The organism is Shewanella gelidii, assembly GCF_014647855.1.
Taxonomy (GTDB): domain Bacteria; phylum Pseudomonadota; class Gammaproteobacteria; order Enterobacterales; family Shewanellaceae; genus Shewanella; species Shewanella gelidii.
This window is the reverse complement of sequence record NZ_BMPZ01000001.1, coordinates 461217-482601: the sequence shown is the minus strand read 5'-3', so window position 1 is coordinate 482601 and position 21385 is coordinate 461217. Positions and strand designations below refer to the sequence as shown.

Below are 21385 nucleotides of genomic sequence, written 5' to 3'. Positions count from 1 at the left end.
TTCACATGGTATTGGATAACGATTTGCTATCTTGCCGCGAAGAAATTCAGCAAGTCTGTCGAGTGGATTACTGAGTCCCTATTAACCACCACGGCGCCCTGTTCATAGGGGCACTCGATTGATTTTTGCCCCATGATGTTTTGTGCGGTCAGAATGAGGTGCGTTTGTATTGTCGATATTCAGGTAGCCAAAAATTATCTTCAATCGCTTGCATAATAAAGTCGTCAGTTGCTTGAACCGCGAGCCCTTCAGCAACGGCTGCTTTGGCTACTGCGAACGCAATATGCCGACTAACATCATGAATATTTTCAAGTGCAGGAAGCAAAGGCCCATGTCCTTCTTGTGCAAGAGGGGAACACTCTGCAAGTGCTCGACTCGACGCCATTAACATCGCATCACTCACGCGTGACGCAGCGACAGAAAGTACGCCAAGACCAATCCCAGGAAATATGTAGCTGTTATTACACTGCGCGATTTCAAAGGTTTGATCCCCCACCACTACAGGCTCAAAAGGACTACCGGTTGCGACGAGTGCCTGTCCTTGTGTCCAGTGAAGAATATCTTTCGGTGTCGCTTCCACTCGGCTAGTTGGATTGGAGAGTGGAAAGACGATTGGACGCTTACAATGCTGGTGCATCGCTTTAATGATCTCTTCACTAAAGAGCCCTGGGGCACCAGAAACACCAATGAGTACCGTCGGCTTGGCGTTATTGACTACATCGAGTAGCGAAAGAGTCTCGCTGTAATTTTGCCAATGGGCAATATCATCACGTTTGTGCGCGAGTTTGGTCTGGAAGCTAAGTAAGTTAGGCATATTGTCTTGCAACAACCCCCAGCGATCGACCATAAAGACTTGAGCCCGAGCTTGGCGGTCATCAATCCCCTCAGACACCATTTGTGCAATAATAGCTTCCGCTATCCCACAGCCCGCAGAACCTGCGCCTAAAAAGACGACGCGTTGCTCACTAAGCTTGGTATTTGCCGCTGTACAAGCCGCTAATAATGAGCCAACGGTTACTGCTGCGGTGCCTTGAATATCATCGTTAAAACAGCAATATTTATCTTTGTAGCTTTCGAGGATCGGCATTGCATTTTTTTGTGCGAAATCCTCGAATTGGATGAGTGCCTCTGGCCAGCGTTGATGTACGGCTTCCATAAAGGATTCTACAAACGCTTTATATTCGTCGCCTCCAATTCTTTGGTGACGCCATCCCATATACATAGGATCTTCAAGTAGCGATGGGTTATCTGTGCCCACATCCAGTGTAATGGGTAAGGTGTAAGCTGGGCTGATGCCACCACAACTGGTATATAAAGAAAGCTTACCTATTGGGATCCCCATGCCACCAATTCCTTGATCGCCTAGACCTAAGATGCGTTCTCCATCGGTCACAACAATAATTTTGACTTTGTGCTGGGTTGAATTATTGAGAATATCCTCGATTCTGTCTTTATTCTCATAGGAGATAAATAAGCCGCGGTTGCGACGATAATCTTTGGAAAAACGCTCACATGCTGAACCGACGGTCGGGGTGTAAATGATTGGCATCATTTCACTAATATGATTTTGGATCAGGCGATGGAAAAGTGTCTCGTTGGTATCTTGAATATTGCGCAAATAGATATGTTTTTCTAAATCATTGGTGTAATGCTTAAATTGCGCATAAGCCCTCGATGCTTGCTCTTCAATCGTTTCAATAACACTGGGCAGCAATCCCTCAAGGTTGAAAAACACACGTTCTTCTTCGGTGAATGCACTGCCTTTGTTAATGAGTGGTGCTTCTAGAATGGCGGGGCCAGCAAAGGGCAAATAGAGTGGGCGTTTGCTATCGTTCATTGAACAACCTTAGATCGCATGCAATTTTAAAGAGAAATGATTTTGATTCAAGATTAACACAAAATGTGACCTTTCATGTATGGCTACCTTGGGGAGTTAATGGATTTTTATCGAATGCATAAAAAAACGCAGCGTTTGCTGCGTTTTATATAGGCATCATCAATGCGGTTTGTGTTACTTACCGCGATGCTGAAGAGAAAGTGCTTTAATAAAGTAGCGTAGAACCTGATCGCCACATATTTTAAAATTCTTATGTTGTGGATTGCGAAATAACGCACTCAATTCTGATTTTGACATCGCCATATCAACAGAGTCGAGTAATGCAAGGATATCGCCTTCTTTAAGTTCAAGTGCAACACGCAGCTTCTTGAAGATCATGTTGTTGTTGATTCGAGTGGCAGGTTCCGGAATTTCTGCGCCTGGCTTTAGTCCTCGCTTGGAAATGATGAGTCCATCTAAAAACATGCACAGTGTTTTATCATCACATTCAACAAAGCCTTCTTCGTCATCTTTCTTGAGAAGGTCGATGAGAACCTCTTGCGGCATTTCGTGTTTTACTTTCGCAAACATGCGGATCATTTTGGCGTTATTGAAATCAAACACAAAGCGCAGTCGGCGCAAAATATCGTTGTTAGTCATGTCTTTCTCTGGCGCGGCGGCGCTTTTTAGTGAATTAAGGCCGGATTATACCTGAAAGTCACTTCAATGCGGGGAATTTTAATGGTGAAGTGCTTGTCCGTCATTGCGACTTAATGTGTCAGTTGTCTATATAGGGCTGTATGAATAGGTGATCGACTAAATGGTCATAGAACAAATTTGCTAAGCGATGATAATAGATGGCAGATTAGTTGCGTAAAAGCAAAGGCTTGTTCTCCATCGATCACATAAGGACTATCTATGATCACTTTATATGGCGTCCCTCGTAGTCGCTCACTACGAGTCTCTTGGATACTTGAAGAATTAGGGCTGAATTGGGCTTATCATTTCGTTGATTTTTCCAAAGGTGAAAATTGTAGTGAGACGTTTTTAGCACTAAATGCAAGTGGCAAAATTCCTGTTTTGGTTGAAGATAAATTAGTTCTCACCGAGTCTGTCGCGATCGTGCAGTACCTGGCTGCAAAGTATGGCGGGCACTTAATGCCACGACCGGGAACTAAGGAGTCTGCTCAATTGCTGCAATGGCTGAGTTTTATTACTTGTGAACTAGAGCAGCCATTATGGACAATGGGTAAGCACAAATTTGCTTTACCTGAAGAGCTTAGGCAAAAGAATATGCTGCTAGTGGCGAAATGGGAATTTGAAAAAGCAGTCACGGTTGCCAATGATTGGTTGCCTGCCCAAGGTTACGCTTTGGGTGAGTTTTCTGTCGTTGATATACTACTCGGGCAAACATTGATGTGGGCGGGACGGGCGAAGCTAGAGCTCCCTGAAAAACTAAATGACTATTTGGAATTTGTTTGTCAGCGCCCCGCTTTTGAGCGCGCATTAGAAAAAGAGTTAAAAGCCGCGAACGATTAAGTTTGCTGCAAACATTGCTCTATTAAAGCGCGTCGATAGTCGGGAGTCTTGAGCGGTAACTTTATCTTTTTACCAAGAGGGCAACACTTTTTGAGTGTTGCCCTCTTGAATATTATCGCGGTTAATTGGTGTAGGACACGATGTAATCTTTATCGCAACTGAGCGTTTTACTCATATTTACACCGCTTTGCATACGTTAGTTCACAATCGTCTTTTTATGCTGAGATGTCGATTGGCTTATATTTGGGTCGCGGCCCATTTTGCTCTGTTTTCTCTACTTTCACCTAATCCTTCTTGCTCACGAAACGCTTTGTATGAGTCGACATCAAAACTAACGAGGGTAACGTCCACTTCAAGTACTAATTTACACTCTTTCTTAATGCGCCAAGTTGACGTGTTATAAAGCTCAGTAAATGGTAACGAGCTAATAAACTCTGGATTGTATTGTGTGTATATCGCTTGGGTTGGGTACACGACAAAGCTAAGTCGCCTTTTGGGCTCACTTTTGAATAGAGACTCAATCCCGTCACAAGTATTAAGAACTTGCATTTCTATGATGTCGTCAATCTCTAGCAGCTTTTTTTGAGCGACTTCAGGGATGAGCTGTTCACCCGTTTCCCAAGCTTGCACATCTTCTTCTGTCGCTTTGGTAATTTGAGCAACTTGCGCTTGATTTAGGCCAAGCGAAACCCGTAAACATTGCACTTCAATGGCGTTTAAACTATTTTTCTTTGTCATTTCTCTTCTTCGCCTTCTTTAATCGTTTTGCAGCCAAACGTGTTCAATCCATTGCCAAATTGACTCCCAAGGCTCGTCTTGGTAATCGCCATCCTGCCAAAGATGAACTTGGCCTTCTTGATCCATGCAGTAAAAACTATCACCGACCTGGCATATTGCGACCATTTCTCGGGGGAGGCCAATTGACCAAGCGTAGCTAGCAACTTCTGCCAGGTAGGTGTGTGAGCCAGGATCAGAGACCGTTACAGGTTCTAATGTGCCATATATGACATTGGAACCATGTAATAGGTATTCCTTAAGATCTACAGGTAAAGGAATAAGGATTTGCTCTTCAACTTCAACAAGTTGCTCAAAACTTGGAAGTTCTAAGGGAACTGGCACCGATTCACTTAGGGATTGCAGCTGATCAATGACTTCATTCATGGGTGTATGGAGGTTGTTGAATCGTCGCGGGATTATATAAGAACTAGCATACCTTTGCGAATCATTCAGGTATATTGACGCTTCAATGTTATGGGGTCTTGCAGAGTTATGAGTTGGAGTGCTTGGTTAAGTTTATTAGCGATATGTTGTTTAGGAGCGATGTCTCCTGGGCCGAGTCTTGCTATGATTGTTCGGCACTCGCTTGGCGGTAGTCGCTTGCATGGCGTCATTTGTGCTTGGGCCCATGCGATGGGCATTGGTATATATGCTTTAGTGACTCTGCTGGGGTTGGCTGTTGTGTTGCAACAGGCTCCTACCGTCTTTCAGGCTATTACATTGACCGGTGCTTTGTATCTGGCTTGGATTGGCTTTCAAGCATTACGTGCTAAAGGTGGGATGCAGCAGAAACTCGCTGCCGGTGAAAAGACAAGCCTATGGGTTGCGGCAAGAGATGGATTTGCTATTTCTATATTCAACCCCAAAATAATGCTGTTTTTCTTAGCATTGTTTAGTCAGTTTGTTGGGAGCGCGGACAGCTTTGTGGGCAAAGGCCTCATTGTAACGACCCCTCTCGTGATTGATGGATTATGGTACACCGTTATTGCCGTGATGCTTTCGCACCCGAATGTGCTAAATCGATTGCGAGAGAAAGCCTCATTAATTGACACACTTTCGGGTATCGTATTAATAGCACTTGCATTGCGGGTCGTAGTGACGTTGTAATTTTTAGCCCTCGGGCTAAAGAGGTTGCAATATTGCGCCTTGTAAAAATGAAAAAGCCACCGATGCGGTGGCTTTATTATCAAATTTATTCCCCAGCTGGCTTCGGTGGGTTTTCAATATGATCATCTAGGTTGTCATTGAGCATGTCTTTATATTCAGCGGTAAACCACTCTAGTGCATTTTCTTTTTCTGCTTTAAGATCCGCTGATTTTATTGCCGCTTCAAAAGCGTTAAAACGCGCCGCCGCAAAGCGCAGTGCGGTGCCGACTTTGCTGACATCGTTTTCTTGCTGACTAATTTCATTTGCTAAAGCAATGAATTTATCAGCAATGTGGTAGATAGTGGTTTCTTGTTGATCTGACATGTTGGTTCGCTCTATTTTTATTGATGTGAAAAGATTCTAGCCCAAAGGCTTACCTAAAGTCTTAAGTTATTTGACAAATGCGATCTATATCTTAGGAATTATACCGGTAATTAAAGAAGCATTTTACGTCCGCATTTATAGGCATGCGCCCTTGGCGGTTTGTGGATGTTCACTAACAGGAAATCAAGGTAAGATCTGATTAAACGAATTGGAATTGATGACAAAAATGATGGTAGAAGATTGGTCACAGTTTATTGCTCGAGAGCGTCAACAGGATTACTTTATTGATTTAGAACGCTTTATCGCTGGCGAGCGACGAAGTGAAAAAAATATATTCCCGGCAGAACAAGATGTTTATGCTGCGTTTGATTTGACGCCTCTTGATCAAGTGAAAGTAGTTATCCTTGGCCAAGACCCATATCATGGTCCCGATCAAGCCCATGGTTTGTGTTTTTCAGTTCAAGCGGATGTCAAAGTGCCACCGTCTTTGGTGAACATCTACAAAGAATTAGCCACTGATATTGATGGCTTTGAGATCCCTTCACATGGAAACCTTGCCAGTTGGGCAAAGCAGGGAGTGCTGATGCTAAATACCGTGTTGACGGTTGAGCAAGGGAAAGCTCATTCGCATGCAAAAGCAGGCTGGGAAACATTTACCGACCATGTTGTTGAGCTGTTATCTGCACAAGAACGACCTATTGTTTTTGTACTTTGGGGAAGCCATGCGCAGAAAAAAGCACGTGCTTTAGATAAAGATAAGCATCACGCATTAGTCGGGCCTCATCCTTCTCCTTTATCTGCCTACCGCGGTTTCTTTGGTTGTCGGCATTTCTCCAAAGTGAACCAGCTATTGAAGCAATCAGGTTACATGGAAATTAATTGGCAGGTGTAGCGTGCGCATTCAGTCAATCGAGTGTGATGCCATGGATTAAGTTTGCTGACTATTTCATATGACGCTCAATATAAAAGCCACCGTGCTTAACAAGGTGGCTTTTTAAATGTGCATTCATGATTTGGTAGGGCTGCTATCTGATAAGTCTGACCCAGTTACACCATGTTTTAGTGAATCATTATCGACTAATGGCTGCGCTCGACTGCAATATTCGCGAGCGAAATTAACGCGGCCTTATAATCAGACTCTGGTAAAACCGAGATAGCTTGAATTGCTTTATCTGCTTCTTCAAGGGCTCGTTTATGCGTATATTCGAGTGCACCACAGTCGGTTAATGCATTGACAATTCTTTCTATTTCGTTGCTGCCATCACCTTGCTCAATGGCTTGGCGGATCAGGGCTTGCTCTTCAGGCTTACCATTTGCTATTGCAAAAATTAACGGCAAGGTTGGTTTGCCTTCGGCGAGATCATCGCCAATGTTTTTACCTAGATCTTCCGTTTCAGCGGTATAATCGAGTAGGTCATCGGTTAACTGAAATGCTGTCCCTAGATATTTACCGTAATCAGCCAATGCGTTTTCATAGTCGGCACTGCAGCCGCCTAAAAAACCAGCAAGTCGGGTTGCGGCTTCAAAAAGTTTTGCTGTTTTACAGTAAATCACCCGCATGTAGCTTTCTTCTGTGGTATCTGGATCATTGCAATTCATGAGCTGGAGAACTTCACCTTCAGCAAGCACATTGGTAGCATCTGCGAGAACCGTCAAGACTTTCATGTTTTCCAGCTCAGTCATCATTTGAAATGAGCGGGTATATAAGAAGTCTCCAACCAGCACACTGGCGCTATTGCCAAATAATGCATTTGCAGTTTCACGTCCTCTGCGAAGCGTAGATTCGTCAACTACATCATCATGAAGTAGTGACGCCGTATGAATAAACTCAATAATAGCGGCGAGTTTTAGATGTTTATCGCCTTCGCAGTTAATGGCTCTTGCTGCAAGAATGGATAGCAGTGGACGCATTCGCTTACCACCACCATTGATAATGTAGAAGCCTAACTGGTTGATCAGTGCTACATCGGACTCTAACTGTTTATAGATTAACTGATTGACGGCTTGCATATCGCTTTCAGCTAACTCACGAATGGTGTTCAAATCCATGGTTGGCTCTGATTGATTGGGCATAGGAAACGTTAGCTCTTAATTAATTTTGGGCGTATAATAGACGTATTAAACCGGATTTTACCTAAAAATCTTACACATGACAGCTCGCGTAGAGGGATTGTGGGAGTTATTCCAATCTTTTTTTGATCTTTGTTAATTAAGGCTTGTCAGTTATAGATTCATAGCGTAAAATCCGCGCCCATTGTCAATAAATTTTTTGTGACACCCGCCACCAAAGGTGAGACGGAGTGTTAGAAATTCGGAGTAAAATAGCTATGTACGCTGTTTTTCAAAGTGGCGGTAAGCAACACCGTGTTGCTGAAGGCCATACAGTACGTTTAGAGAAATTAGAAGTAGCAACAGGTGAAACTGTTGAATTTGACCAAGTCCTATTGGTTGCTAAAGGTGATGACGTTAAAGTTGGCGCACCTCTAGTTGATGGCGGCAAAGTTGTTGCTGAAGTGGTAAGCCACGGTCGCGGTGAGAAAGTAACGATTCAAAAGTTCAACCGTCGTAAGCACCACGAGAAAAAAATGGGCCACCGTCAGTGGTTCACTGAAGTTAAAATCACTGCGATTAGCGCATAATTTAGGAGTCTAACTCATGGCACATAAAAAAGCTGGCGGTTCTACTCGTAACGGCCGCGATTCAGAAAGTAAACGTCTTGGTGTAAAGCGCTTCGGTGGCGAATCAGTTCTAGCTGGTAACATCATCGTTCGTCAACGTGGTACTAAATTCCACGCAGGCGTGAACGTAGGTATGGGTCGTGACCATACTTTGTTCGCTCTAACTGAAGGTAAAGTTAAGTTTGAAGTTAAAGGTCCTAATAACCGTAAGTTTATTAGCATCGAAGAGTAATATTCAAACATTAACTCTTGTTCTTCTAAAGCCCTGCCATTGTTGGCGGGGCTTTTGTTTTGTAGGTATGGCGCTTTTGGCTAATGATTTAGCTATAAGCGTGACATTTTAGTTTTTGGCGAGCTGTGGTTTTAAACGGTATAATTGCTGTACTGCACTGTGTCAGGAGAAGGTATGAAGTTTATCGATGAGTCAACCATCAGAGTCGAAGCTGGTGATGGCGGTAGTGGATGTGTCAGTTTTAGGCGCGAAAAGTATGTCCCAGATGGTGGCCCAGACGGTGGCGACGGTGGTGACGGTGGCAGCGTTTATCTGCAAGCTGATGAGAACATGAACACTCTGATTGATTTTCGCTTTGAGCGTTTTCATAAAGCCGAACGAGGCAGCAATGGACGCGGCAGAGATTGTACCGGACACAGTGGTAAAGATCTTGTGCTTAAGGTTCCCGTGGGGACTCGAGCGGCAGATGAAGATACTGAGGAAGTGCTTGGTGATTTAGTTAAGCATGGCCAAAAACTGCTGGTGGCGAAAGGTGGCTTCCATGGGCTCGGGAATACTCGATTCAAGAGTAGTACGAACCGAGCACCTCGTCAGAAAACACTGGGTACTCCAGGTGAAGTTCGAAGCTTAAAACTTGAACTGCGTCTGTTGGCTGATGTTGGTTTACTAGGGTTCCCGAATGCAGGTAAATCTACTTTTATTCGTTCAGTATCTAAAGCAACCCCTAAAGTCGCCGACTACCCATTTACGACTTTGGTACCTAATCTGGGTGTAGTAAATCCTCGACCAGGCCAAAGCTTCGTCGTCGCTGATATTCCCGGCTTGATTGAAGGCGCTTCGGATGGTGCAGGTCTCGGGATTCGATTTTTGAAGCATTTAGAGCGTTGCCGCATCTTGCTTCACGTGATCGATATTGATCCGATTGATGGGACTGATCCTGCTGAAAGTGCGAAGGCCATTGTTCAGGAACTAGAAAAGTATTCACCTATTCTTGCTGAAAAACCTCGCTGGATCGTGTTTAATAAATCAGACCTTCTGCTAGAAGACGAGCTTAATGAGCGAGTTGAGCGTATCGTCAAAGAACTACAATGGGATGGTGAGGTTTATACTGTTTCAGCGTATAATCGCGAAGGAACCTCGGAATTAACCCTTAAACTAATGGACTTTATTTCGAGCTTACCAGCGGCTCTGGAGACAGCAGATGCTGAAGAGGAAGTAGAGTTTAAGTGGGATAATTATCATCAGGAAAGCGTTGATTCCGTCAATGAGGATTACGACGACTTTGACGATGATGATTTTGATGATGATGACTACGATGTAGAGATCATCTATCAACGATAGGAGACGCTTGTCTCATCGAATCATTTCGAGGCGTGTTGAAAATCCAAGCCCTGAACGCAGCATCGCGTGGGGCTTGGGGTGTAAGTACTTAGAGTGTAATTCTTAGTAACTTGAGGCTCCAGTGTACGCCGATACTCAAAATGACATTACGCGCCAAGTCGTGCGAGTTGCACAACTTCTTTTGGCTTATGGCGCCGAATCAGAGCTGATCGAAGAGATTAGTCAGCGATTAGGGAAAGCACTCGGACTCGAGAGTGTTGAATTATCGATCTCATCGAATTCGTTAGTTCTGACGAGTCTTGTCCATGGCCGCTGTGTGACAACGACGAGACGTCTGCGAGAGCATGGTATTAACATGACAATCGTGTGCGAACTGCAGCGGATCTGTGTCTTAACAGAAAAAGGTTTATATGGGCTGTACGAAGTCCGTAAACGTCTGGCTCGTATCGAAGCTAAAACCTACCCCGCGAAATATTTAATTCCAATGATCGGTCTTTCGTGTGCGAGTTTTTGCCACTTGTTTGGTGGTGACTGGCAAGCCGACGTGATTACATTTTTTGCATCGGCAATCGGTATGGCTGTCCGACTCTATATTGCGAAGCGACATTTTAATCTTCTAATTAACTTCGCGGTGACAGCATTTGTGACCAATCTAGTGGCGCAATTTGGCTATATTTATCCGGTTACGGCAACGCCACAACTTCCTATGGTCGCAAGTGTGCTGATGTTAGTTCCTGGTTTCCCAATGATCAACGCTATTTCAGATATGGTGAAAGGCCATATGAACGTTGGCATATCACGTTGGGGGCTCGCAACCTTATTGACGGTGTCTTCAGTGATTGGCATTACGATTGCCATGCAGTTAGGAGGGCGTTTTCTATAATGGAACTGCTATGGATCCTGATTGACGATGCATTTTTTGCAGCTATCCCTGCCGTTGGCTTTGCAATGGTTTTTAATGTACCGGTTCGCTTTCTAAAGTATTGTGCTATCGCTGGAGCTATCGGTCATAGTTTTAGGCGCTTTTTATTGCACTTTGACTTTCCAATTGAGTGGGCTACATTCGCTGCGGCAGCCTTGATAGGAATCATCACAATAAGTTTCGCGAAGCGCCACCTAGCGCCGCCTTTGATGTATGCGGTTGCCGCAATTATACCCATGATCCCAGGATCTTATGCCTTTAATACCGTCATTGGCTTAGTTCAATTGTCGGCGCAATCTGAAGTGAGTGCAGAGTTAACAGCATTTGTGATTACAAATGGTTTGAAAACAGTATTTATTTTAGGTGCCTTGTCAGTTGGTTTAGCAATGCCAAGCTTGCTTTATTATCGAACCCGCCCGGTGATTTAGCCTTAAAACCAAATTTCTTCCGTCAGCCTTAATATCGTAAGGAGCAACAATGCGCATTGCTATGATCGCTGCAATGGCCAATAACCGCGTCATTGGTAAAGACAACCAAATGCCGTGGCATCTTCCAGAAGATTTGCGTCATTTCAAAGAAAAGACCTTGGGCAAACCTATTGTGATGGGTCGTAAAACTTTTGAATCGATAGGGCGCCCCTTACCAGGCCGACACAATATCGTGATTACCCGCCAATTAGATTATTTGCCAGAAGGTGTCACTGTTGTGAATTCATTCGAAGCTGCAAAACAAGCCGCAGGGGATGTCGAAGAGCTAGTGGTTGTTGGTGGCGGGCAACTGTATTTAGAGCTATTGCACCAAGCGAGCGTTCTTTATTTGACTGAGATAGATCTCGAAACTGATGGAGATACATACTTTCCTCACTGGGATGATGGCTCTTGGGAGATCATTGACACACAAACACAAATTAGTGAAAAAGGCTTGCCCTATCGCTTTATAAATTTACAAAAAAAATGTTAATTTATCGCCTCGGCTATGTATCGAAAATGTAACGTCTTCTGGTCGACGTTACGAATTATAATAATACTCGAGGAGTGATAGATGCGTTTTATGCCTATCTGTGCAATAACCCTACTTGCTGCGTCAACTTGTATGACGAGTACACACACTGTAGCCGCTGAATCTCAGCTTGTTGCAAACATCTGCGATTATGTGAAAGCAAATGATAAAAACCGTTTGCGTAAGAAGCTTAAAGAGAATCGCGTAAAACTTCGAAATATTTACGCTGGTGTTTCTTGTGAAGGGAATAGCTTGCTGCGCATGGCAATGCTGTCAAAGTCTGATAAGGTCGGTTCATTTATTGCCAAGCGCCTTTCATCAAAAGAACTTTCCAAAGCTGAGGCTGACGGACAAACGTTATTAGCATGGGCACAAGCCAATGGGCATGCAGGAAGTGCGACGTTTACCGTGATCAAAGAGAAAACGGGAAGCTAATCGGCAGAGGGCCTGTATTGGTTGAGTTATAGATTACTGCAGGGTTGTTGCTGAATCAAAAAAGGCCGAATAAATATTCGGCCTTTTTATTTGGTTTGCAAAAGAACTAAACCTTAAACTCTCTGACTGAGCTTTGTAGTTCTTCAGCTAATAGTGCGACTTGCTGGCTTGACTGCGCAGTTTGGTCGGCGCCAATAGCAGTTTCTTCAGAAATCGCAGCAATGCCTTCAAGCTTCTCAGATACTTGCTGACTCACCGTATTTTGCTCTTGGGCGGCTTGTGCAATATGGCTGCCTGCTTCGTGTGCTTGATTGACCGACGCATGAATTGCTTCCAGTGCCTGATTCGCTAGTTCGGTTTTTTCTACGCATAGGCTTGCTTGTTGGCTGCCTTTTTCCATCACTGAGACGGCTTCTTGGGTGCCTTTTTGCAGCACTTCAATCATTTGCTGAATTTCTTGTGTAGAATCTTGCGTTCGAGATGCCAAGCTTCGAACCTCGTCAGCCACCACAGCAAAGCCGCGTCCTTGTTCTCCGGCTCGTGCAGCCTCAATCGCGGCGTTGAGTGCTAGAAGATTAGTTTGCTCTGCAATGCCACGGATCACATCTAAAATCGAACCGATGGAGTCACTGTCAGCATGTACTTTGTTGATAACATCGCCAGCTTTTGCAACTTCTACGGATAAAGCCTCAATCGTTGAGCGGTTTTCCGTAGCAATGTCGCCCATTTTTTGTGTTTCATCATTGGCGTGACGTATTTGCTCCAATGCGAGGTCTGCACTTGAAGACACTTGCTGTGCGCTTGAGCTGAGTTCGGTTGTAGCAGTCGCTATTTGGTCTACTTGGCTTTTTTGTTCTTGGATGCCACCAGTGGTTTGCGTCGTAATCGCTGAAGTCTCTTCTGCGGCAGCGGCAAGCTGATTAGAACGATCCAAAATACCTTGAATGAGATTGCGTAAACTATCAACCAAGCGGTTGCAGCTCTTAGATAGCTCGGCAAATTCGTCATGACCAGAGGCATCAAGCTTATGGGTTAAGTCGCCTGAAGATAAAATATCGAGCGCTTTATTGACTTTGTCGAGCGAACGTTTGAGAGGGACAACAACAGCGATGCTAATTGCAATAGCAACGACGATAGCCAACAACATCACGAATAAGGTCTCATTCGTCGCCGAATCAATGTCTGCTATTGCGTTGCTACTGACCGTGTCTGCTGCTGCCTCAATTTGGCCTGCTAACGCGGTCATGTTTTGATTTGCTTGTTCTGCATTCCCGTTGACTGCAGACAGTTTAGCGTTGGCGTTCAGGGCATGAGCTAATTGGGATTTTTTATTGGCAATGATAGCTTGCTTACCTTGCAATAAGGCGAATACCTTGTCTATTTCCGCACTAATTTCGTCGATAAGGCCTTCATCGACAATGCCATCACTATGTCGCAGGCTGTAATCCATTTTGTTCTTAATATCGCGAACGATGAAATCAAGTTCTTTGACAATAATATCGAACTTCGCTTTATCTTCAGCCGCAGCAATATCGTATGCAGTCCCGACAATACTGGTTAAGCTGTTGTCGATTGATGACGCAGTCGCAGCAATTTGTTGCTCTGTGATGTCTCGACTAGCTTCTAGGTCAATAAGGTCAAGCAATATCGATGCTGCCTCGTCAACGGCATCTTCTACATCTAAGCGCTGGGTGAGTATTTTTTCCTGCAGTTGTACCGCTTTCAAATGCTCGCTTAGCATATTCGCGCTATTTGATGTAAACGTTTGGTAGCTGTTTTGCAATTTCTGTAACGGCAGCTCAAATTGGCTTTCCTGTGCCGTCAACGTGGAAAGTTCATTGAAATTACGATTGAATTCGCTAGTCAGTTGATTGAACTTGTTGCTGATTGTGGGGATTTTTTGAGATTCGGAACTGTAATAAGCTTGGAGTATTTGACGTTGCTGAGCAGCTAACATGCCAGAAAGCTTGTTGGTCGCTTTTAGCGCAGGCAGGCTTTGCTCTTGGATCATGGCTGTACTTGTTTTCAGTCCGCCATTCGTTATCAAAGATACACCGCCAAGTGCTAGGAGTAGGAGGGTGACAATGGAAAATCCACCAATCACTCGGGCGGCTACGTTAAATTTCATAATATACTCCGGTTTTTATTATAGTATTCCGAAAAACACATCGATGTATTTGCTCTCATCCTTGAGCTAAGATACCCATTCACTTATCGGCGGACTGACCTGAAAGTTTAGTCTCGCTTTAACCTATTTTGGGTGACGAATTCATCCGCTTCTAAATGCCATAGAGTCATATGAGCGCCCCAGCAACATCCTGTATCGAGTGCTTTGATATTATCCTTTTCAACTTTACCCATTAATGCTGCCCAATGGCCAAAAACAATGATTCGTTTCTTTGCGAGCTTATGTGCATGGTTGAACCATGGTTGTAGCTCTGTATTTGTGTTTTTATTTGGTGGCAATTTACAGTCAAAATCGAGCCTGCCGTCAGTATAAAGATAGCGCATTCGTGTTAATGCATTAATTGAGTATCGAATTTGTTCGAACTCAGAGAGAGACTTTGACCAGGCTTCTGGTTCTTGAGTGTACATGCGAGCCAAAATATTCTTGGCATAGTCGGGCTTCGCGAGCGCCTCAGATACTTGCTTCGACGCTTTTCTTAAAGTCTTCATCCCCCATTGTGGCGGGATACCTGCGTGACTCATGACGATCTTGCCATGGTTACTGTCTAGTTCTTGATGCAGGGGCTGTAATCTCAGCCAATTAATCAGTTTTTGAATATCGTTGGCTTGTAGCAGGGCTTGCAGTTGGTCTTTAGGGTTCGATTTCTTAATTTTGTTATGTATCGACATGAGGTGAAGGTCATGATTGCCGAGCACAATTTTAGCACTGCCCTCTAGGGATTTCATGTAGCGCAGGACTTCAAGCGAACCCGGTCCCCGCGCAACTAAATCACCGACTGACCACAATTCGTCTTTGGAAGGGTTAAACCCAACTTTGGCAAGAAGCAATTCGAGTTCAGCGAAACAGCCTTGGATATCGCCAACAAAATAATGTGCCATAAATGCTGTACTTTAATGTCTATACAGAATGGGTTTAGTGCAGTATTTTTGAAACTGCTAGACGAAAAGGCTCTATGGTGGCTTTGAATTTTGTGCCGTCCGTATTCACCATATTGTAGTGGCCTTGCATGATTCCTAAAGGTGTCTCTAAAACCGTGCCACTACTGTACTGGTAAGCCGTGTTCGGTTCGATAGTTGGTGTTTCGCCAACGACGCCAGAACCTTGCACTTCACTTTTATGGCCATTGGCATCTGTAATTATCCAATGCCGGCTTTCCAGTTTGGCTGCTTGTTCGCCTAAATTAATGATAGTTATAGTATAGCTGAATAAATACTGGTCATCTTCAGGTGAGGAGTCTTGCTCAATATATTCGGTTTTGACTTCAACTTTGACAGAGTTTTCTTTGTTGCTCATTCTCAATCCTAAATAAAAATAGGCCATCATTATGGCCTATTTTCATTGTATCTATTTGGCTTTGTTCTCACAAATTAAGTTGGCTATTGATACATACTGCTCGACAGATATTTGCTCCGGACGCAAACTTGAATCAATATTTAGATGCGCAAACTGTTCATCTGTTACTTGCTGTTTTAAATTGTTTCTCAGGGTTTTTCGTCGCATGCTAAAGGCGGTTGTGACGAGACCTCTTAGTACTTCAACATCATGACAAGGATACGGTTTTTCAGTGTATGGTAAAAGACGAACGACCGCCGAATCTACCTTTGGTGCTGGCGTAAAGCACCCTGGTGGCACCTCTAAAACAGGAACAACTTGGCAGTAGTACTGAGCCATGACGGTGAGTCTGCCATAGGCTTTTGTTCCCGGCGACGCAGACAGCCTTAAAACGACTTCTTTTTGCAACATAAAGTGCATCGTTTCAATGAGCTCCGCAAATTCAAATAAATGAAACATGAGCGGTGTTGAAATGTTATAGGGTAAGTTACCAAACACTTTCATCATTTTGCCAGGCTGTGAAAGGCTGGCAAAATCAAATTGCATTGCGTCACCTTGGTGGATCGTCAGCTTCTGTTTCAGTGTTGGGTGATTTTGCAGCCTTTCTACAAGGTCTTTGTCGAGCTCTACCACGGTCAGGTTGTCTATGCTGTTCGCGACAGGCTCGGTAAGTGCACCTAAACCAGGGCCAATTTCTACCATTACATGTTCATTGTCTGGTGAAATTGCACCCACAATACTATTAATCACATTATCGTCAGTAAGAAAGTTCTGTCCGAAACGTTTTCTGGCTGTGTGGCCTAAATGTACTTTATTGCTCATTATCTCTTACTTATTTAATGCTTGGACGCTAATTCGATAGCTTTGTTTAAAGCGCAAACGAAACTTCCCGTATCTGCTTTTCCGCTTCCTGCAAGATCAATCGCAGTGCCGTGATCTACTGAGGTACGAATATAAGGTAAGCCAAGGGTGATATTGACTGATTTACCGAAGCCTTGGGCTTTAAGAACGGGTAAGCCTTGATCGTGATACATGGCTAATATTACATCCGCATCATCCAAATATTTTTGCTGGAATAATGTATCTGCGGGCAAAGGGCCGACAACATCGTATCCTTCTTCAGCACGTAACTCTTCTAAAGCTGGAATAATCGTATCAATTTCTTCTCTTCCCAAGTGGCCATCTTCGCCAGCATGAGGGTTAAGACCACAAACATAGATCCTTGGTTTCGCGATGGCAAATTTCTCAACCAAATCCGTGTGTAAAATTTTAATGATTTGATGCAAACGATCCCGAGTAATGGCTTTTGATACATAGGCTAATGGAATATGTGTTGTGACTAGTGCAACTTGCAGGCCCGGTGTTGCCAGCATCATAACCACATCTTGACAGCCTGCTTGGTGGGCAAAAAACTCAGTATGTCCGCTAAATGGGATACCCGCTTGGTTGATAATGCCTTTATGAACTGGGCCGGTAACGACTGCGTCAAACTCACCTTTCATATTTTTTTCGCCAGCATAACGAAGGGTATCAACTACGTAGGCGCTATTTGCGTCATTCAACTCACCGCATACGGCTTCTTCAGCCAAATTAAAAGGAACAATCGTTAGTGTTCCCGCTTCTTGGGGCTTTGCTTCTTGGTTTGGCTGAAAAGGTTTTAGAGTTAAAGGCAAGCCTAGCTGTTTCGCTCTGCTGGTCAATAGCTCAGGATCTGCACAAACGACGAGCTCAGCAGGCCAAGCTTGCTGAGCTAATTGTACTGTGAGATCTGGACCAATACCCGCTGGTTCACCTGGAGTAATGGCAATTCTTTTGGTTGTCAAAATTCTTAACCTCGTTTGACTTCTGGTTCGATGACTTCGATATATGCGTCTGATCGCATTTCATCTAACCAGTTTTGTAACTCTTCATTATATTTACGACGGTAAATAAGCTGATATGCCTTTTTCTCGTTAAATTTATCCGTAGCATCTGTTTTTCGTCGTTCTTCTAGCTGAGTAATATGCCAGCCATGAGAAGAACGAAATGGCTCACTAATCTCTTTCTCTTTCAGTTCAGCGAGTGCTTGCGAAAAAGCTGGCACGTAGATACTTGGATCTGCCCAACCTAACTCTCCCCCTTTAATGCTAGAACCTGGGTCTTCTGAATATTGACGCGCGAGCTCCGCAAAATCCGCCTCACCGGCACGAATTTGAGTCAAAAAGCTTTTCAGCATGATTTGCGCTCTTTCTTCTGAAAGGATCGGGGAAGGCTTGAGGAGAATATGTCTCGCCCTTACTTCGTCTACTTCTTGGGTTTCTAAGCCTCGGGTATCCAGAATTTTAATAATGTGAAATCCAGCGCCACTGCGAATTGGACCGATGATGTCATTTTGCTTTGCACCATTAACAACCTCGGCAAATAGCGTTGGCATTTCGTTGATATTCATATAATCCCAAACACCACCTTCAAGTGCTTTAGGGCCCGCAGAAGAAGCAATGGCGGTGCTTCTGAAATCTTTGCCGTCATTTAAGCGCTTTAAAACAATGTTGGCACGTTTAGTTGCCGCAGCGAGTTCATCACTGCTAGGTGAACTCGGTACTTCAATCAGAATATGGCCAATTTGGAATTCAACGTTTTTTAGGCCTTGTTCTTCAATCATTTTGACTAGGGTGTTGATCTCCTGCGGAGAAACTTGAATACGGCGCTGGATTTGAATGCGCTGAATTTCGCCAAGTGTGATTTCTTCACGTAAGTCTTCACGATATTGACTAAAACTAATGCCGTCACTGGCGAGAGAGCGGCGCATTTCTTCGATGGTGACTTTTTGCTCTTTTGCGATATTTTCAATCGTTTGGTCAAGTTGCAAATCACCAATACGCAAACCAATACGGTCAGCCATTTGCAGTTGTAGGCGAGTCATAATGAGTCGATCAATGACCTGAGTGCGTAGCGCTGTATCTGATGGCAAAGTTTGCCCAGCAGCTTTTGCATTAGCACGCACAGTCGTCATCATGCTGTCGACTTCACTATCAAGCACAATGCCTTCATTCACTTGCACCGCAACTCGATCCAATTGTTGAACTGCTGCGATGCTCATTTGGCTGAGCGTTAGCCCGAAAAGGGCAAAAATGAGTTTTTTACTGGGTTTCATCCACAAAATCCTTGGCATCTTACTTGGCATATTTGTTATCGGTGGCTAAACAGTACATCCGACAAATAGGCTGAAATTATGTCTACTAAGCGAGTTGGACTCTTTGTCTTAGTTGAGGTTCAGCAATCTAACACAATTTATTGCTAATTCCTCAGGTAAAGTGGTTTTCGGTAACTAAATAGGCCGTCGTTAAGCATGTCGGCAACACCTAATGGCCCTGAGCCACCAAGCCCTTTAATGACGAAGTTGAGGTAGATACCACTTTCAAACAGTTCACGAGATTCTATGCTTGGGTTATCGAAATCGTCATAGTTCGTTTTAATCCGGTAATGGTAACTTAAACGCGCCGCCCAACAGCAAGATTCATACTGGAGGCCAGTATAAGTCTCTACGCTACGCTCTTCTTTCAAGTCATAATACCAATTGCCGACGAAATAAAGGCTATCGTTAATTGGCCAAGCAACTCTTAATCCGGTTTGTGCAATATTGACGGTGTTATTGGTATTGGTATTCAATAAATCAGGTACATAACGGTAACTGACCTGGACGAGTTTATTGGTACTTGGACGATAATCTAAAGCAACTTCGCTTTTCTGTGTGTCATTTCGTTTGGTATCAAATTGAATTGCACTACTAAGAAACCAATCGCTCTGCACGTGCATATCGAGCTCTGCTGCAAGCACTGATGACGATGGCTTATCTTCAATAATGCTCTCGTCCAATTGCACCTTACTATCTTCAAAATACACAATCTGACCCAGACTAAATTTGAATTGCTCATTGTTTGATTCATCAAATAATCGCGTGGTTAAACCATAAGTCAGCTGATTTGCATCGGCAATTCTGTCTAAACCTGAAAAGCGGCGATCTCGAAATAAACCAAAATAGTCATTTTGCAATTGTGCGGTATCGTACAATCCGACTCCGGTTTGATCTTCGTGGCCGGTATATAAATATTGCAATTGAGGTTCTAAGGTTTGGCGGTAATTTTGTTCAAACGCGTAAATCGGGCGCTCAAAATTAGCCTTACCGTGTACTCTAATTTGCGGAATGGTGCGGCTTACATTGTCATCAAGCTGTGTATTATCACTTTGAATGTCTTGCGCGTAATATGTTTGTAACAGTTTTGCCTCGGCGGTAAATGAGCCTGCCGGTTTATGAATTGGCAAAGTTAATGCTGGCTCAATATGTAAGCGCGTTGCTGTATCAAAGCTATTATCTTTGTGGGTGAAGTTAGTGAGTTCAGTATTCAAACTAAAATCTAAATTCTTCCATATGTCCGCTCTAAGGTAGTTAAAGTTTAACTGCGGCATCACTTGATAAGGCTCTTGTATTGTGCCGAGAACATCAATGTCCTGCACACGTGCGCTAAAATTCCAATCTTGTTCAAAGTAGGCCATTTCACCAACGCGAAATAACTGATTGTCCGTTGAGCGGCTGATCTCTGAATCTAAATCGTTAAAGTAGTTGTTGTCAGAAACCTGTGTGAAGTTGGCTCGAACACGCCAGTTTTCATCGATCGCGCCCTGATGTTGCCAGTGGTAAAGGTAACGGTTAGGGCTGCCATCGAGCTTGTCGTCATTGCCAAGAAACTCGATATTCAATTGACCTTGTTGGTCATTGTCAGAAAGGTATCTAAACTCGGTTTTAAGAAATAGTCCGCGAGACGACATATAGTGGGGCGTGAATGTTAAATCATACTCTGGTGAAATGTTCCAGTAATATGGAAGTGCTAGCTCAATACCGTTGGTTGTACTTGAGCTAACCTGTGGGAACAATAACCCCGACTTGCGCTTATCAGAAACCGGGACTGTCATATAAGGAATGTAAAGGATGGGAATATCTGCAATACGTAGTTTTGCATCCCAAATTTCTCCCCATTCTTCTTCACTATCAATTTTGATTTTTTTCGCTTCAAGTAACCACGAAACTTGATCCGGTGGACAAGTGGTAAAGTTTGTCTGGGAAAGAAGAAGGTTGTTATCTTTGGTTATTTCTAAATTCTTAGCATCACCATGCACCTGTTGGCCGTGTAGCCAATATTGGGCGCCTTTTAGTGTTGCTTGATTGCTTCGCATTTGTGCGGTAAGAGACTCGGCTGTCACGGTAAAGCGTTCGTCTTGAAAAATCAGATTACCATTTGCATCAAGCTGCTCTTTATCTTGGTCCAATATGGCTTCTTCTGCAGAAATACGACGGGCTCCCTGAGAAAAGCTGACATTGCCATTGAACTTAGCTCTATTTCCCAGTTGGGCTTCGGTACGCTGCGAATGGATTTTGATTTCTTCTAGTTTTAAATCTGGCGCGTTAGACTCATCAATACGTTCAACCGGCGCGACCGGGGGCGTCACGAGGCATTGAGAACCGCTGGTTGCAACATCTAAGTTGTCAGCAAAGGAGTATATTGGGAAAAGGCATAAGGCCAATAAATAACGGATTTGCATGTTTAGTCAGTAAATTTTGATTTCTTTTATTTGGGTCGTCATGAGTTCGGCTTCGATATCAAATTCATAATACAAAGT

The 21385-nt window shown here is 43.8% G+C and carries 23 protein-coding genes; 10 read left to right on the top strand and 13 right to left on the bottom strand.

The window, feature by feature from the left end; genetic code table 11:
• Positions 1 to 148: 148 nt before the first annotated feature.
• Positions 149 to 1837 (bottom strand): NAD-dependent malic enzyme, encoded by a 1689-nt coding sequence (locus IEY18_RS02170; RefSeq protein WP_188917334.1) that lies wholly within the window; start codon positions 1835 to 1837, stop codon positions 149 to 151.
• A 174-nt stretch (positions 1838 to 2011) separates the two neighbouring features.
• Complete coding sequence (locus IEY18_RS02165) at positions 2012 to 2476, bottom strand: YehS family protein (RefSeq protein WP_188917332.1); 465 nt, start codon at positions 2474 to 2476, stop codon at positions 2012 to 2014.
• Positions 2477 to 2734: 258 nt separating this feature from the next.
• Between IEY18_RS02165 and IEY18_RS02160 the strand changes: the two genes are divergently transcribed.
• Entirely contained in the window at positions 2735 to 3355 is a 621-nt protein-coding gene (locus IEY18_RS02160; RefSeq protein ID WP_188917330.1) for a glutathione S-transferase family protein, read from the top strand.
• Between the two features lie 237 nt (positions 3356 to 3592).
• Here IEY18_RS02160 and IEY18_RS02155 read toward each other — a convergent pair whose 3' ends face one another.
• Both IEY18_RS02155 and IEY18_RS02150 read right to left on the bottom strand, forming a co-directional pair.
• Positions 3593 to 4093, bottom strand: a complete 501-nt coding sequence (locus IEY18_RS02155; protein WP_188917328.1) for a DUF4447 family protein — start codon at positions 4091 to 4093, stop codon at positions 3593 to 3595.
• A gap of 18 nt (positions 4094 to 4111) precedes the next feature.
• Positions 4112 to 4516: an SMI1/KNR4 family protein gene (locus tag IEY18_RS02150; protein WP_188917326.1), complete on the bottom strand. Its 405-nt coding sequence runs from the start codon at positions 4514 to 4516 to the stop codon at positions 4112 to 4114.
• A gap of 108 nt (positions 4517 to 4624) precedes the next feature.
• Between IEY18_RS02150 and IEY18_RS02145 the strand changes: the two genes are divergently transcribed.
• On the top strand, positions 4625 to 5239 hold the full coding sequence (locus tag IEY18_RS02145) for a LysE family translocator (protein WP_188917324.1): 615 nt from the start codon (positions 4625 to 4627) through the stop codon (positions 5237 to 5239).
• Between the two features lie 85 nt (positions 5240 to 5324).
• Here the strand turns inward: IEY18_RS02145 and IEY18_RS02140 are convergent, their stop codons facing one another.
• Positions 5325 to 5603: a DUF3144 domain-containing protein gene (locus tag IEY18_RS02140; RefSeq protein WP_188917322.1), complete on the bottom strand. Its 279-nt coding sequence runs from the start codon at positions 5601 to 5603 to the stop codon at positions 5325 to 5327.
• A 226-nt stretch (positions 5604 to 5829) separates the two neighbouring features.
• Between IEY18_RS02140 and ung the strand changes: the two genes are divergently transcribed.
• On the top strand, positions 5830 to 6495 hold the full coding sequence (ung, locus tag IEY18_RS02135; protein WP_373290708.1) for a uracil-DNA glycosylase: 666 nt from the start codon (positions 5830 to 5832) through the stop codon (positions 6493 to 6495).
• A gap of 185 nt (positions 6496 to 6680) precedes the next feature.
• Here the strand turns inward: ung and ispB are convergent, their stop codons facing one another.
• Positions 6681 to 7652 carry an octaprenyl diphosphate synthase gene (ispB, locus tag IEY18_RS02130; RefSeq protein ID WP_188917885.1) on the bottom strand — a complete coding sequence of 324 codons (972 nt, stop codon included), beginning with the start codon at positions 7650 to 7652 and terminating at the stop codon, positions 6681 to 6683.
• Between the two features lie 278 nt (positions 7653 to 7930).
• Between ispB and rplU the strand changes: the two genes are divergently transcribed.
• The 7 genes from rplU to IEY18_RS02095 all read left to right on the top strand — a co-directional run bounded on the left by rplU (position 7931) and on the right by IEY18_RS02095 (position 12210).
• Positions 7931 to 8242, top strand: coding sequence for a 50S ribosomal protein L21 (rplU, locus tag IEY18_RS02125; protein WP_188917318.1), 312 nt, complete (start codon positions 7931 to 7933; stop codon positions 8240 to 8242).
• 16 nt (positions 8243 to 8258) lie between these two features.
• Positions 8259 to 8513 (top strand): 50S ribosomal protein L27, encoded by a 255-nt coding sequence (rpmA, locus tag IEY18_RS02120; RefSeq protein WP_188917316.1) that lies wholly within the window; start codon positions 8259 to 8261, stop codon positions 8511 to 8513.
• Between the two features lie 174 nt (positions 8514 to 8687).
• Positions 8688 to 9854, top strand: coding sequence for an Obg family GTPase CgtA (gene cgtA / locus IEY18_RS02115; protein ID WP_188917314.1), 1167 nt, complete (start codon positions 8688 to 8690; stop codon positions 9852 to 9854).
• A gap of 121 nt (positions 9855 to 9975) precedes the next feature.
• Positions 9976 to 10737, top strand: coding sequence for a threonine/serine exporter family protein (locus IEY18_RS02110; protein ID WP_188917312.1), 762 nt, complete (start codon positions 9976 to 9978; stop codon positions 10735 to 10737).
• Entirely contained in the window at positions 10734 to 11204 is a 471-nt protein-coding gene (locus IEY18_RS02105) for a threonine/serine exporter family protein (RefSeq protein WP_188917883.1), read from the top strand. Before IEY18_RS02110 ends, IEY18_RS02105 begins: the two co-directional genes overlap by 4 nt.
• Before the next feature lie 49 nt (positions 11205 to 11253).
• On the top strand, positions 11254 to 11736 hold the full coding sequence (folA, locus tag IEY18_RS02100; RefSeq protein WP_188917310.1) for a type 3 dihydrofolate reductase: 483 nt from the start codon (positions 11254 to 11256) through the stop codon (positions 11734 to 11736).
• Positions 11737 to 11817: 81 nt separating this feature from the next.
• On the top strand, positions 11818 to 12210 hold the full coding sequence (locus tag IEY18_RS02095; RefSeq protein WP_188917308.1) for a DUF3718 domain-containing protein: 393 nt from the start codon (positions 11818 to 11820) through the stop codon (positions 12208 to 12210).
• 106 nt (positions 12211 to 12316) lie between these two features.
• Here IEY18_RS02095 and IEY18_RS02090 read toward each other — a convergent pair whose 3' ends face one another.
• The 7 genes from IEY18_RS02090 to lptD all read right to left on the bottom strand — a co-directional run bounded on the left by IEY18_RS02090 (position 12317) and on the right by lptD (position 21307).
• Positions 12317 to 14338 carry a methyl-accepting chemotaxis protein gene (locus IEY18_RS02090; RefSeq protein ID WP_188917306.1) on the bottom strand — a complete coding sequence of 674 codons (2022 nt, stop codon included), beginning with the start codon at positions 14336 to 14338 and terminating at the stop codon, positions 12317 to 12319.
• A gap of 107 nt (positions 14339 to 14445) precedes the next feature.
• Positions 14446 to 15276 carry a symmetrical bis(5'-nucleosyl)-tetraphosphatase gene (locus tag IEY18_RS02085; protein WP_188917304.1) on the bottom strand — a complete coding sequence of 277 codons (831 nt, stop codon included), beginning with the start codon at positions 15274 to 15276 and terminating at the stop codon, positions 14446 to 14448.
• Between the two features lie 34 nt (positions 15277 to 15310).
• Entirely contained in the window at positions 15311 to 15691 is a 381-nt protein-coding gene (apaG, locus tag IEY18_RS02080) for a Co2+/Mg2+ efflux facilitator ApaG/CorD (protein ID WP_188917301.1), read from the bottom strand.
• Between the two features lie 51 nt (positions 15692 to 15742).
• Complete coding sequence (gene rsmA, locus IEY18_RS02075; protein ID WP_188917299.1) at positions 15743 to 16552, bottom strand: 16S rRNA (adenine(1518)-N(6)/adenine(1519)-N(6))-dimethyltransferase RsmA; 810 nt, start codon at positions 16550 to 16552, stop codon at positions 15743 to 15745.
• Positions 16553 to 16566: 14 nt separating this feature from the next.
• Positions 16567 to 17553, bottom strand: a complete 987-nt coding sequence (gene pdxA, locus IEY18_RS02070) for a 4-hydroxythreonine-4-phosphate dehydrogenase PdxA (RefSeq protein ID WP_188917297.1) — start codon at positions 17551 to 17553, stop codon at positions 16567 to 16569.
• A 5-nt stretch (positions 17554 to 17558) separates the two neighbouring features.
• Positions 17559 to 18863, bottom strand: coding sequence for a peptidylprolyl isomerase SurA (gene surA, locus IEY18_RS02065; protein WP_188917295.1), 1305 nt, complete (start codon positions 18861 to 18863; stop codon positions 17559 to 17561).
• 143 nt (positions 18864 to 19006) lie between these two features.
• A complete protein-coding gene (gene lptD, locus IEY18_RS02060) occupies positions 19007 to 21307 on the bottom strand; it encodes an LPS assembly protein LptD (RefSeq protein WP_188917292.1) in 2301 nt (766 codons plus the stop codon).
• Positions 21308 to 21385: the final 78 nt, after the last annotated feature.